Origin of the sequence: Nodularia sp. LEGE 04288 (assembly GCF_963896525.1) — a bacterium.
GTDB lineage: Bacteria > Cyanobacteriota > Cyanobacteriia > Cyanobacteriales > Nostocaceae > Nodularia.
Genome location: NZ_CAWQOY010000077.1, coordinates 1 through 13716 on the forward strand (window position 1 = coordinate 1; position 13716 = coordinate 13716).

General features: G+C 41.4%; 9 protein-coding genes. 4 read left to right on the forward strand and 5 right to left on the reverse strand.

Going from position 1 to position 13716, the window contains the following annotated elements:
- Positions 1-72 precede the first annotated feature (72 nt).
- On the reverse strand, positions 73-951 hold the full coding sequence (locus tag AACX33_RS05365; RefSeq protein ID WP_194000554.1) for a universal stress protein: 879 nt from the start codon (positions 949-951) through the stop codon (positions 73-75).
- 59 nt (positions 952-1010) lie between these two features.
- Between AACX33_RS05365 and AACX33_RS05370 the strand changes: the two genes are divergently transcribed.
- The 3 genes from AACX33_RS05370 to AACX33_RS05380 all read left to right on the forward strand — a co-directional run bounded on the left by AACX33_RS05370 (position 1011) and on the right by AACX33_RS05380 (position 5744).
- Complete coding sequence (locus tag AACX33_RS05370; protein WP_194000556.1) at positions 1011-1205, forward strand: hypothetical protein; 195 nt, start codon at positions 1011-1013, stop codon at positions 1203-1205.
- 76 nt (positions 1206-1281) lie between these two features.
- Positions 1282-2025, forward strand: a complete 744-nt coding sequence (locus tag AACX33_RS05375) for a DUF561 domain-containing protein (RefSeq protein ID WP_194000558.1) — start codon at positions 1282-1284, stop codon at positions 2023-2025.
- A gap of 158 nt (positions 2026-2183) precedes the next feature.
- Positions 2184-5744 carry a hybrid sensor histidine kinase/response regulator gene (locus tag AACX33_RS05380; protein ID WP_194000885.1) on the forward strand — a complete coding sequence of 1187 codons (3561 nt, stop codon included), beginning with the start codon at positions 2184-2186 and terminating at the stop codon, positions 5742-5744.
- A gap of 85 nt (positions 5745-5829) precedes the next feature.
- Here AACX33_RS05380 and AACX33_RS05385 read toward each other — a convergent pair whose 3' ends face one another.
- The 3 genes from AACX33_RS05385 to AACX33_RS05395 all read right to left on the reverse strand — a co-directional run bounded on the left by AACX33_RS05385 (position 5830) and on the right by AACX33_RS05395 (position 9058).
- Positions 5830-6720 carry an ABC transporter permease gene (locus AACX33_RS05385; RefSeq protein ID WP_194001090.1) on the reverse strand — a complete coding sequence of 297 codons (891 nt, stop codon included), beginning with the start codon at positions 6718-6720 and terminating at the stop codon, positions 5830-5832.
- A gap of 48 nt (positions 6721-6768) precedes the next feature.
- Positions 6769-7851, reverse strand: a complete 1083-nt coding sequence (locus tag AACX33_RS05390; RefSeq protein ID WP_194001088.1) for an extracellular solute-binding protein — start codon at positions 7849-7851, stop codon at positions 6769-6771.
- Positions 7852-7927: 76 nt separating this feature from the next.
- The gene (locus AACX33_RS05395) at positions 7928-9058 is read right to left on the reverse strand and encodes an ABC transporter ATP-binding protein (RefSeq protein WP_194000883.1); all 1131 of its coding nucleotides are present in this window, start codon (positions 9056-9058) and stop codon (positions 7928-7930) included.
- 221 nt (positions 9059-9279) lie between these two features.
- Between AACX33_RS05395 and mrdA the strand changes: the two genes are divergently transcribed.
- Entirely contained in the window at positions 9280-11088 is a 1809-nt protein-coding gene (gene mrdA / locus AACX33_RS05400) for a penicillin-binding protein 2 (protein ID WP_194000881.1), read from the forward strand.
- Between the two features lie 698 nt (positions 11089-11786).
- Here mrdA and AACX33_RS05405 read toward each other — a convergent pair.
- The gene (locus AACX33_RS05405; protein WP_194000879.1) at positions 11787-13670 is read right to left on the reverse strand and encodes a CHASE2 domain-containing protein; all 1884 of its coding nucleotides are present in this window, start codon (positions 13668-13670) and stop codon (positions 11787-11789) included.
- Positions 13671-13716: the final 46 nt, after the last annotated feature.

Sequence of the window (13716 nt, forward strand, 5' to 3'; positions counted from 1 at the left end):
GAGCAGGGAGCAGGGGGGAAAGATTATGAATGACTAATGACCAATGACCAATGACTAATGACTAATGACTAATTAATCTGAGAATGGGAAAAAGAGTACAGGATACCAGCTTTGACGCAATAGTTCCGCTGCAAAACTGGAAACTAACCATTCTTGGAGTTTACCGATTGTTCCTGAAGACACGGCGATCGCGCTAATATCAGCCATGACAGCTGTATCTAACACCTGGGTGACATAGTTCCCCTCTAGGACTTCTGTCTCCACCTGTAAATTTACCTCCTCCAACTCAGCTTTAATCTGAGACAGGGTTTCTTTCGCCTGCTGTGGGAGGATTTTTCTGAGTGTTTCTTTGGGACTTTTATTCTCTAAAACCCAGCAAAGCTGACATTGTTGGAGATATTTATCAGATTGTTTTTGGGCTAAATGTTTAACCTGTTGCACCAGATAATGCGAGACTTTACTATCGTTATAGGGAATTAGCAAAGAGCGAAAAAGGTGCTGACAACGCAGTGTTAATTCTTCTGTAGTGTAGGCAGAAAATAACTGAGGACGCACTACTAGTAGAGGAATCTTGGTTTGGCGGGATAACTCAGCCATCGTACTACCGACTAGTTTCTCCGTCAGTATGCTGCGAGTTGGAGAACCCAGGATAATCAGTTCAGATTGATATGCTTGGGCTACCTTCAAGATTGTCTCAACTGGCTTGCCTGATTGAACTTCTATTTTTACTTCTACATCAGTCGGACTTTGCTCAATCGCTTTTGCCAATCGGGTTTGAGCTTGTGCTATTTTTTCACTATCCACTTGGGGAATAATGCCTTTTTCCCACAATGGCACAACGTGGAGAAAAACAATTTGCTTGATTCCTGCCAGTTTTAGACTGGAAATAAATTGTGATAGACGATGCAACCCGTCAGAAAAATCTGTGCAAATTAAAATTCGTTCAAACATAGATATTGAATAAATAATTTTAAGTGTCGGACTTCTAGATTTTCATCTAGCACCATGATATGAATTATGGTGCTGAAATTTTACTGGTTGAAATTTTATGGTTAATTGCGGCAAAGTTATTTAAATTGTCTCACATTTTTAATGATGGTTTCAATATGGCAGAAATCAATAAAATTTCCAGATTTGATAGAGCGATGGCTCAGAGCGCTGTGCCGGAGGCGATCGCATCTAATTTTTTCTGGAGGAAGATGTGATCTTTGCTCGTCTACGATTCCCACCAACCCAGGGACGGTAGAATAGGTCATATTTCTTAGCCTGAACTGAAAAACTATGACAATGCATTCTCATCTCCAACGTGCATTTGCTGACCGCCGCGTTCTGAAAGTGATTAGCGGCTTGAACAACTTTGATCGCGATCGCGTGGCTGCTACTATTAAAGCTGCGGAACTTGGTGGTGCGACCTTTGTCGATATCGCCGCCGATGCTGCTTTAGTGCAGATGGCGAAAAAATTGATTAATTTACCGATTTGTGTATCAGCCGTCGAACCAGAAAAATTTGTGGAAGCTGTCAACGCTGGTGCAGATTTGATTGAAATCGGTAACTTTGATAGTTTTTACGCCCAAGGACGTAAATTTGAAGCCGAGGAAGTTTTAGCACTAACTCACCAAACCCGCGCCCTGCTGCCAGAAATCACCCTATCTGTGACAGTTCCTCACATCCTGGAACTAGATCAACAGGTACAACTAGCTGAGGAACTGGTAAAAGCTGGAGCCGATATTATTCAAACCGAAGGCGGTACTAGCAGCCAGCCAGCACACCCTGGAACCTTGGGATTAATTGAAAAAGCCGCCCCCACCTTAGCAGCAGCTTATGAAATTGCTCGTGTGGTTTCCGTACCTGTACTGTGTGCTTCCGGTATTTCTAGCGTCACCGCCCCCCTAGCGATCGCCTCTGGTGCAGCTGGCGTTGGTGTTGGTTCGGCGATTAATCAACTCAATAGCGAAGTAGCCATGATTGCTGCTGTGCGTGGCTTAGTAGAAGCTTTAGCCATTGCTAACAGAGCGATCGCTTAGTTGACCAGGGGAATGGGGACTGAGGCATTTATTATTTCCACAACTCCCTACTCCCCACTCCCTACTCCCTACTCCCTACTCCCCACTCCCTACTCCCTACTCCCCACTCCCTACTCCCTACTCCCTACTCCCTACTCCCCAGTACCCAGTACCCAATTATGATTACAGACGCTGAAATTCGCGAGCAAGGCTATATATATTTTCTGGCAGAAGCACCAGATTTATTGCAAATTATTGAGCAAGAACTGTTTAGCTTATCAGAAGAATTTAGTATTGCTAAAGTTCATAAGTTAATGCGGGCAACTCATACCCTTAAAGGCGGCTCTGCTAACGTTGGACTAGAGATTATTAAGATGATCTCCCATTCTTTAGAAGATGTGTTTAAAGCTCTTTATAATCCATCCGTTGTCATGGATGCTGAACTGCAAACACTTTTATTTCAAGCTTACGAATGTCTGAGCCTAGCCCTAACTACAGAACTGACAGATAGTAATGTTAATAATGAAGAACTTCTGCAAAGAGCAGCTTTAGTTTTTGCTCAATTGCAAGACAAACTCGGTGATGCTTATGGTGCTGAAACTCATATTCCTACTTCCGAGGAATTGGGTTTTGATATTGTGAAATCAATATTTGAATCCGGGGTAAATCAACGTTTAGAAAGTATTGCGGCAGCTATTAATCAGCCACCTGATGATGAGGAATTGAAAGATTTTTTAGGTTCTCAGGCTGAAGTGTTTCTGGGCTTGGCAGAATCTTTAAATTTACCGGGTTTGCAAGAAATTTGCCAAAAAATTATCGCCGCACTGCAAGCCAATCCTAAGCAAGTATATCAGATTGCCGAACTAGCTTTTGCTGATTTACAGCAGGCACAAAAAGACGTATTAGCAGGCGATCGCACTTGTGGCGGCGCACCTTCACCAGAGTGGCAAAATTTCACAACCGTTGTAGATGAAGAGTTATCTGGGTCTACTGGTAACTTTCTCACCAATGCTGAAGAATTTTATAAATTTTTAACGGCATCTGGTAATACTAAAAATGAGCCAATTAAACCAACCACTGCCAAGTTATATTTAAAAGTAATCTACTATATTTTTGGCTGGTTTAATCACCAGAGAGAAATTCCCAAACAAGAACTTGAGTTATCTTTGCTGATTCCCAAATCCGAGCCAGATCACCAAATAAATTATATTACTAATTGGTTGAGTGATTTTTTGAATTTTGTCCAAGATGAAGAAGATAGCCATAGTCTTGTCCTTTATCGCCACGGAATCATTTTAATAATTCTGTTAGCAGTGGCTAAATTTGAATATATATCTGATAAATCTGACAGCTATATCCTTTTAATTCAAACATTACAAAACGAAATTCGAGCATTAGCAAAAGAATATAAAAATTATCCCCCTGTTAATACTCAAGAAAAGAATTGGCTTGACAGTGCAAAATTACGACCTTTGCTAGTTTTCAAAGAAATATCAACTTTGGAATTACCTACAAACGATAACTTGCTAGAGTCTATCTGGGGAGGAGAAGCGGATGTAAATATCACTAATGAGGAAATTAATCAATCATTAGCTGTCAGTGAGCAAGTGCTGGCAGATATTCTAGAAACAGACATTGAAGTCGTTGCTGAACCAGCTATCCAAAATAACGATCAAATACCAGAATCCCAATTACCAGAAAGTAAAACATATCGAAAACCAGCATTTATTCGGGTAAATGTAGATAGATTGCAACGCCTGAATTATCTCGCAGGAGAACTACTGATTCATCAAAAACAGCGGACATTATATGATGAAAAAATTAAAGAAATATTTGAGCAATTATTACAGCGATTTAGCAGACACCAAGCAACTCTAAATCAATTAAGAGATTTGCCTTTGCAGATGCCAAATTTGACATCCCAATCTACACAAAATTTTGCATCGGTGAATTTTGATTCTCTGGAAATGGATATATATACAGAATTTCATCTGTCGTTGCATGAGGCGATGGAAGAAACTATGCAATTACAAGAAACCACAGAATCTCTTGACTTACTCCTCAGACAAGCGACTCAAATTAGTGACAAAAAACAAAGTTTGGCTTTTAGTATTATAGATAATTTAGTAGAAGCGCGGTTGTCACCTCTGGGGAATGTCCTGAATCGCTTACCCCAGTTGGTCAAAAAATTGGGGAGTGTCTATGACAAATTTGTAGAATTGAAACTCACAGGGACGGAAGTGCTGGTGGATAAAGCAATTGCGGAAAAGCTTTACGAACCCTTGCTGCACTTAGTCCGTAATGCTTTTGATCACGGGATTGAATCTTCACAACTTCGTCAAGAACGTGGTAAAACAGAGCAAGGATTGATTGAAATTTGTGCCTATCATCAGGGTAGTCAAACTGTAATTGAAGTCCGGGATGATGGACAGGGATTAAATTTTGAGAGGATTCGCCAAAAAGCTATTGAACTTAATTTTATCGCTGATGATGACCCTAGAGGCTATTTGTCTCAATCTGAATTGTTAGATGTGATGTTTTTTCCAGGATTATCCACCGCAGATCAGGTAAATGAAATTTCGGGACGCGGTATGGGGTTAGACATTGTGCGTTCTCAGTTACAAGTACTTAATGGCTCTATTTCAGTTCAATCTTTGCCTAACCAAGGTACAACCTTTATTCTCAAAATACCTTTGTCTATGACCACTGATACATTAATGTTAGTCCAGGCGCAAGGGGTTGTTTATGCCCTACTTTTGGACGGGATCGAAAAAATCTTGATTCCTTCTACTCAGCACATCAGGGACTTTGAAGGCAAAAGAGTTTTACATTGGAATACAGATGGCAATGAAAATATAGTCAGCCTGCATCAATTGTCTGATTTGATTGACTATCATGGTTCTTTGTTCAATGGTGCTAGTTTACTAGACGATACATCAATTACCCATGAAGCCGGAGTCATGAAAAATCCTGTATTGCTACTACGGCGAAATCAGGGGGTTTTTGGTTTAGAAGTTGACCAAATAATTGGTGAGCAGGAATTAGTAATTAGACCTTTGGGAAATGCGATCGCTCCCCCAAAATATGTTTATGGTTGTAGTAGTTTAGCCAACGGTAACCTGATCTTAGTCATTGACGGTACACTGCTGATGGAGTCGAAGTCAAGCCCAGCCCAGGGTGATATGACCGCACTGCTGCCTACAGCTTATAATTCAGACCAAAAAGCCTTGGCGATGTCAGGGTATACTGCTCCAAATATGCCTTTATTAACTGCCTCTGCGCCTACAAATACTCTGGAAAAACCACGAAGTCAGGCTCTAGAATCAACTCACAAAGCTCCAAAAGTGATTTTAGTCGTAGATGATGCCATTAGTCTCAGGCAAACCCTTTCTCTGACGTTGCAAAAATCTGGGTATCAAGTCATACAGGCACAAAATGGTGTAGAAGCTCTAGAACAGTTGCAACGCCATGCTGAAATTCAGGTGATTATCTCTGATTTAGAAATGCCGCGGATGAATGGTTTTGAATTGTTAAGTAATCTCCGTCAAAACCCCAATTTCGTCAATATACCAATAGTAATTCTGACTTCTCGCAGTGCGGACAAACATCGTCAGCTAGCCCATGAACTCGGTGCAAATGCTTACTTGACGAAGCCTTATTTAGAGCATGAATTTCTCTCTATTGTCAATAATTTGATTCATCAAGAAGAGCCAGATTCCACTTCTTTGGTAATTGTATAGAACCCATTTAGTATTATTGGTGAGCAAGAAGATACCCGACTTGTTTCAGAAGTTGGGTGCTAATAGGTGTTCTTGAACTACAGCATTAGCCATTGTCTCTAACTTCACCAAACTTAATTAAAAGGGCGATCGCAATACTAATCACCAAAATTAATGTCATACTCAAGGCTGAACCAAAGCCCCAATTTTGGGTAGCTCCGAGAAACTGATTATATACCAAACGGGCTGCTGTCATACTAGAAGCTCCACCCAATAATTCTGGTTCAATAAAATCCCCTAATCCGATGATGAAAACCAACATTGTCCCAGCTGTAATTCCTGGCAAAACTTGGGGTATGGTGACTTTGGCAAAGGTTTGTCGGGAATTTGCCCCTAAATCGGCGGCGGCTTCTAATAATCGCTTGTCTAGTTTTTCTAGGGAGGCATAGAGGATTAATACCATATAGGGTAATAAACTATAGCTCATGCCAATTAATACGGCGGGAATCCGGTTAAGTAATTCTAATGTGGGTAAGCCTAAACTGCTGAGAATACTATTGAGTAATCCTGTGGGACGTAAAATTGTAATCCAGGCATAAGAACGCAGCAAAGAGGATGTCCATAAAGGTAGGACAAAGGCTAACAGCAGCAAGTTTCGCCAGCGCTGTGGTGCGATTTGAGCAATCCAATAGGCGACGGGAAAGCCTAAAATTAAGCAAATGATCGTTGTCCCCATTGCCAATTGTAGCGATCGCCAAATAACTTGGAGGTATAAGGGATCTAGTATCCGCAGATAGTTATCGAGTCCACTGGGATTGACTATATCCCCTGGTCTAATATTGGGAACTAGGCTCAACTGCAAAATCAGCAATGTCGGTAGCACGAGCAACAATAATAACCAAAGTCCAGATGGTGCTAGTAATACTAAAGGTTGCAGCCAATTAATGGGGTGAAAATTGACTTTTTTAATATCGGCACTTTCATCGGCTAATTTCATTTCAGTGGGACGATTTTTGCTAGACACAATAATTAATTTTATCAACTATTAACTAATACTTAATTTAGTCCAATAACGCTCATAAACATCTTCAAAATCACCCAATGGCTCAATGCGTTCGCACTTTTCTAGTAGCACTTCCGGGGGAAACCAATTCAGATCCTTTTGGATATATTCGGGTAATTGTTCAAAACCGGCAATATTAGGAGTAGCAATGCTGAGACGTTGACTGATGCTGGCGGCTACTTCTGGTTGCAACATATAGTTAATCCAAGCATAAGCACCATCTAAATTAGGTGCTGTTTTCGGGATCACAATTGTATCAGTCCATAGTGAAGAACCACTGCGAGGAATGACATATTTAAATTTGGGATTTTCCTGGGTAATGCGGATAGCATCTGCTGAGTAACACATGGCTAAAGTTAAATCTCCGGCTAAGAGTTGGTTTTGCCAAGCGTCAGTATTAAAAGAGGCGATCGCAGGTTTTAATTCTACTAATTTTTCATAAGCTTCTTGGATTTGCTTTTCGTCCTGAGAGTTGTAAGAATAACCTAACATTCGCAAGACTGCACCCATGACTTCCCGGACATCATTTAACAAGGTGATCCGGCGATTCAGGAGTTGTTGATTTTGCCAAAGATAGTCCCAATCTTGGGGTGGATCTTTCAATAGGGCAGAATTGTAAATAAAACCCGTGGTTCCCCAATTAAAAGGGATACTATGACGGTTGTTCCGGTCATAACTGGGACTTTTAAATTGCGGAAATAAATTATCTAATCCAATTAAGCGATCGTGATTAATTTCGGTTAATAAATCTTGCTCGTTCATCTTCTGCACCATATAGTCTGATGGATAGATCACACTATAAGCACCACCACCACCAGCTAACAGTTTAGCCAGCATCACTTCGTTGGAATCATAAATATCTACCAACACTTTCATGCCGATTTGGCTGGTAAATGTTTGGAGTAATTTTTGATCGGAATACTGCTCCCAAGTGAATAGATACAGTTGATCACTAGGACGAGATAGAGTAGTAGATTTGACATTACCCAACCGCCAGCCACAACTAGCTAAGGAGAAACCAGAAAGTGTGGCGATCGCTTGTAAAAATTGCCGTCTGTTTTTGATCATTACCGATAGTTCCTTAATCGTACAAGCTCCCAGATTTATCTGTGGGGTCAATCCAAAATCTAAAATTGTGGGACTACTGATTAATAGCTACACAGTCACTTTCTGCCCACCAAGCATAAATAGGTGTGTCACGGTCTGGCAAATTCCCAAAGGTATTGGGTTGCAAAACATTGATACTCATACCGTTAGTCAATTCCACTAGATAATTAACATGAGTTCCTAAATACATGACATTTCCCAACCTCCCTTCAAAGCAGTTATTCAGGAGATTAGGCTGATACAGTGAGAGTTGAATTTTTTCCGGACGCACACTCACCACGACGGCTTGGGATAATTCTGATGGTGTGTCTGCACAACGGGTAACAACTATTTTCCAGCCAGCTTTTGACTCAATTGTGACTGAGGAAGATTCTACGCTCGTGATTTCACCACTAAATAAATTAGTATCACCGATAAAATCAGCGACAAAGGCTGTTTGGGGATGTTCGTAAATTTCTCTAGGAGTACCGACTTGCTCAATTTTGCCTTGATTCATCACGGCGATGCGATCGCTCAAGGATAGCGCCTCTTCCTGATCATGTGTCACCATGATAAAGGTCAATCCTAAATCTTGATGTAAATTGGATAACTCAACCTGCATATCTTTACGCAGTTTTAAATCTAAAGCCCCCAAAGGTTCATCTAGCAATAAGACAGTGGGGCGATTGACTAAAGCCCTGGCTAAAGCTACCCGTTGCTGTTGACCACCAGAGAGTTGATGCGGAAAGCGCGATCGCAAATTTTCCATTTTTACCAGCATTAAAGCTTCTTTAACTCTGGTTTCGATTTCTGATTTGCGGAGTTTTTTGTGGAGGCGCAGTCCAAAAGCAATGTTATCCCACACATTCATATGGTTAAACAAAGCATAGCTCTGGAAGACTGTATTCACGGGTCGGCGATAAGCAGGGACATGAGACATCGACTCACCCTGAATCAAGACCTTACCAGCATCAGTCATCTCAAATCCAGCGATTAAGCGTAGTATGGTAGTCTTCCCACAACCAGAAGGGCCTAAAATGCTAAAAAACTCTCCCTGTCTGACATCCAAATCTACTCCATGTACTGCTGGTTCTTTGTTAAAAAACTTGAACACGTGACGCAGTTCCACATCCAGTGTCCCAGACGTTGTGATTTTATTCTGATTTTGCGCGACTGTTTGAGCCATAATCCTCAGTAGAATGCTCTGATTTTAGGTGATGTTATCCGTTAATGTAGTCTATTAAAACTTATAATTCAGTAGTTAGGACTGGAGACTAAACAAATTATGCAGTATAAAAGATGATTGACAGTTCAGAGGTCAGGCGATCGCTTTGGTACTAAATGCCTACCGGGGATTTAGCATAATTCTATACATATTAATCCTAGTTTAGAAAATTTCTTTGTCTTATGACTTTATGGCAAACATCTCCACTTGGCGGAGAAAAAAATACACGAACAGTTGGACGAAGTTTTCAGTCCGTATTTTTAATTGCATTTACCCTATTGATGACCACTGGAATCGGCATTCGTTTGGCATACTTGCAAATTGTCGAAGGAGCGCACCACCGCTCAAAAGCAGAGGCTAACCGGTTGCGGATTATTCCCAAACAACCAGAAAGGGGTAATATTTTTGACCGGAATGGCAAACTTTTAGCCAGTACCCGTTCTCCTCGTTCTGTATATCTGTGGCCAATGGCCCATACCAAAGCCGAGTGGTCGGTTGTCGGTTCACGTCTAGAGAAAATTCTGGATATCCCCAAAGAGGAAATAGAAAAAACATTAGAAGAGGCTGGCCCCAACTCTTCTTCACTCATTCGCATTGCTCGTGACTTGACTGAAGCCCAAATTACTGGTCTAAAAGAGTATGAAAACGAATTACAAGATGTCGAAATCCATACAGAAGCCGTTCGCTATTACCCCCACGGCAAAGAACTAGCTCATGTGCTGGGCTATACGCGCGAATTAACTCCCGAACAGTTAAAACAGAAGCAAGATTCAGGCTATCGATTAGGAGATGTGATTGGTCAGATGGGGTCGGAAAAGGCTTACGAAAAGCTTCTCCGGGGTGAATGGGGCGGTCAGCAAGTAGAAGTCGATGGCGCTGGTCGTCCGATTCGGGTATTGGGAGAGAAACAGGCAAAATCCGGTCAAGATTTAAATTTAACCATAGATTTAAATCTGCAAATAGCCGCCAACAAAGCTTTGGGCAATTACAACGGGGCTATTGTGGCACTTGACCCCAAAAATGGTGCAGTCTTAGCGATGGTGTCTCGCCCCACCTTTGACCCCAATATCTTCTCTAAACAAAAACTCACCGAAAAAGATTGGGAAACTGTCCAAGGTGCAAACAATCCTTTAGTTAATCGCGCTCTGAGTGCTTTTCCTCCCGCCAGTACCTTCAAAATTGTGACTACGGCGGCTGGGCTGGAATCAGGTAAATTTTCTCCGAATACAGTTCTCCAAACCTACGGTTCTCTAACTATTGGTGGGAGGAGATTTGGTGAATGGAACCACGCCGGATTCGGGCCTTTAGGTTTTGTGGGAGCCATGCAGTGGAGTAGTGATACTTTCTTTTATCAAATAGGTAGAGCCGTGGGTGGTCCCACTTTGATTGAATGGACTCGTAAATTTGGTTTTGGTGAAAAAACTGGCTTTGAGTTTGCCTCGGAAGAAACAGCAGGCTTAGTACCAGATGACCAATGGAAGCGAAAAGAGTGGAAGATGCCTTGGACTATCGGCGACAGCATTAATATGTCAATTGGTCAAGGTGCTTTATCAACTACTCCGTTGCAAGTTGCTGTCATGTTTGCCGTTCCAGCAAATGGCGGCTACAGAGTCCAACCCCATTTGCTCAAAGATAATGAAGAAGCCAGAAGCTGGCGAGAATCTGTGAACATGAAGCCGACAACCGTTAAAGTTCTCCGTGACGGACTCAGGAAGGTCATAACTCACGGTACTGGTCAAGTTTTGAATAAGCCTACACTTCCCCCTGTGGCTGGTAAAACAGGTACAGCTGAAGCATGGCAGCGTGGGGTGAAAAGAAATCATGCTTGGTTTGGTGCTTACGCCCCGGCAGATCAACCAGAAGTTGTCATCGTAGCTTTTGCCGAACATTCTGGTGGTGGTGGTGGTAGTCTTGCAGGCCCAATGATGTTAGAAATTATGGAAGACTACTTTCAACGGAAGTATCCTGGCAAGTATCAGAAGCCACAGTGATTGGGGATTGGGGACTGGGGATAATTTATGTTTTGGGTAGTTTACCTGACACCTGATGAATCTGAATAACCACTAGGGGGTTTCTGATCTGAAGGTGGCTGATATGCCGTTGTTACAGGGTAATTTACAGCCAGTGTCATGATCAAAACACAAACCGTTAAAACTTTGGCACTAAAAAGTTTGTGCAAGAGCCTATCAATACGAGTCATCATCTTTATTCGTGCGGCATTGCACTGACGAAATGAACCAAAAAATTTACAAGTTTTACTTTTTATTTAAACCAACCAGCTTTGTTATTTATTCAGTTTGATTATACACTTTAAATTCAGCATATTTTCTGAGTTACGATTACATTAATTTATCTATTTTCAGTAACTATTCAGGTTAATACAAGATTAAGGAAGCTGATCTGGTGACAATGGGATGTATTCACTATTTTTACACCAATTGCTTTGCAGTTATTCTGATGACAAATAGCTAGTAACAAGCAATTTGAGATAACTAGATATCATCACAGTCAAGGATTACAGTCACTTGAGACACTAAAATAAGTTGAAATATTCTCAATATTCTGCCTTTAGATATATAACATATCTGACCTTTAGTAGTATGTGTACTTTTGATGAATGAATAATCAAAAAAATACATAAGCTTCACATAAAATCAGAATTACTAAAAAGGACATTTATTGCAGTTGTTTATCGCCACCAAAACTTGGATGCAGTCCAAGATAATTCACACAGATATCCTTTGGGAGAAAGAACTACTCGCCGAAACTTCCCCTTCAGTTGTCGCTCTAAATTTCTGAACTGTTGAGTTCCCCGACCTTCTTTGGATGAATTGTTGCCTAGTCCATCATCTACAATGCTCAAGGTGTACCAGCCTTCAGATGCAGAGCAAGTAACTTCAAGACGAGTGACTCCTGTGGCGTGCTTACCGACATTACACAAAGCTTCTTCGAGAAATCGGCATAGTCCTCGCTTGAGTTCAATATTCAAGAAGCGCTCATCGATAGGCTCAAAAGTGCGGATTTTTACCCTGATGGTTTTAAAACCGGGAAGGTCTCGCTCTAAGGTATAGCTGTAAACTTGATAAAGAATTTCATGCACAGGATCTTTTAAATTCAGAATGAGGCTGTTGCCTAAATAAAGACTGTTATCTTGAGCGAGGGGTTCACGTTGTAAAAATTCATAGATTCCCCGGAGTTCGTGGTTCAATTTCTCAATTTCTTTTTCTAGTTCTGGTCGTAACTCCTCTATGGGCAAATCTTGGCTGCGAACTAACTTTAAAACTGTAGCCAGGCTTTGTAGTGGGCCATTGTGAATCGTTTCAAATGTGCGTTCAATGATGGCTTGGCGAACTTGGATACCAGACCTTAAGGCAAAATCATATTGATATAAAGCTGTAAGTTCTATACTATTTAAAGCTAAAACTATAATTGCTGGTATGACTGGAACCCACCAACCCCAAATCAAAAGGAAATAACTCCACACCACTAGGCTAAGGCTAGCCAGACTAAAAAATCCCAGATTTGTCAACGGTGATTTTGTGAGTCCAGCAATGATAATTCCTAAGCAGCCCCAAGCAATAATCCACAGGTATTCCCATATATCATGCCAGGTCTTTAAGAGTGGCCGAGAGTCCAAGACAGCACTGATAATTTGACTTACAGTATGAGCTTGGATTTCTAAACCATAAACGCGTCCTTTTGCAGGTTTGCTGGATTTAACCGCAGCAGTAGTGATAAAGTCTTTGCGACTAGAAGCAGTTATGCCAATAATCACAATGCGATCGCGTATCCAGTCAGGATTAAAATTATTGCTGGTGATATCCCTCAAGGAGACAATTCTAAATCTTTCTTTACCACTGCGAAAATTCAGTAGTCCCTGAACTCCACCGGCATCAGTTAGTACATAGCCTCCAGTGTTGGATAAAAACCGGGGTAGTTCTGTATTGCCAAACCTCATCGTAGCGCGATCGCGGATGCCATTTTCTAACTTCAGTCCTGCATCAGCTAAGTAAGCCTTGGCTAGGCGCAAAGACAACGATAATTTGTAGGCTTCAGGCGTTGGTGTCCCCAACAAAATACGTCTTAATTTGCCATCATTATCCAGAATCTGATCAGCAAAACCCAATTGTTCCGGTGGTAATGCTGGTGGGGGAGAAATTTGTTCCGGTAAGACTTTTTCAATAGCAATTAAATTGCGGAATTGTTGGAAAACTGCAACCAGTTCAGTATGTCCAGGATTAACTGGTAAGTCTCGATATATATCCAAACCAATCACCCTGGGGTTATAACTCTGCAATTTTAATAACAGTGCAGCCAAGTCGCGATCTGATATGGGATAATTGTGCAGACTGCGGATATCATCTTCATTAATCCCTACCAGTAGAATTCGCTCATCTCTGGGTTCTTCCGGGCGGATACGCAGAAAGTTATCCAAGGCCAGCCACTCCAATGATTGGATTGCACCTGTGAATCTCAGTATAATTACTAGGGCGATAATCACCATTCCTGGTAAAGTCCCTACACGCCAAATAGAAATTTCCTCTTTGATTTTTCTCCAAGCGCCAGGATACATAAGCTTTTGCCGTAGACTTTAAATTTCAGCCTGTCAATCGTCATCA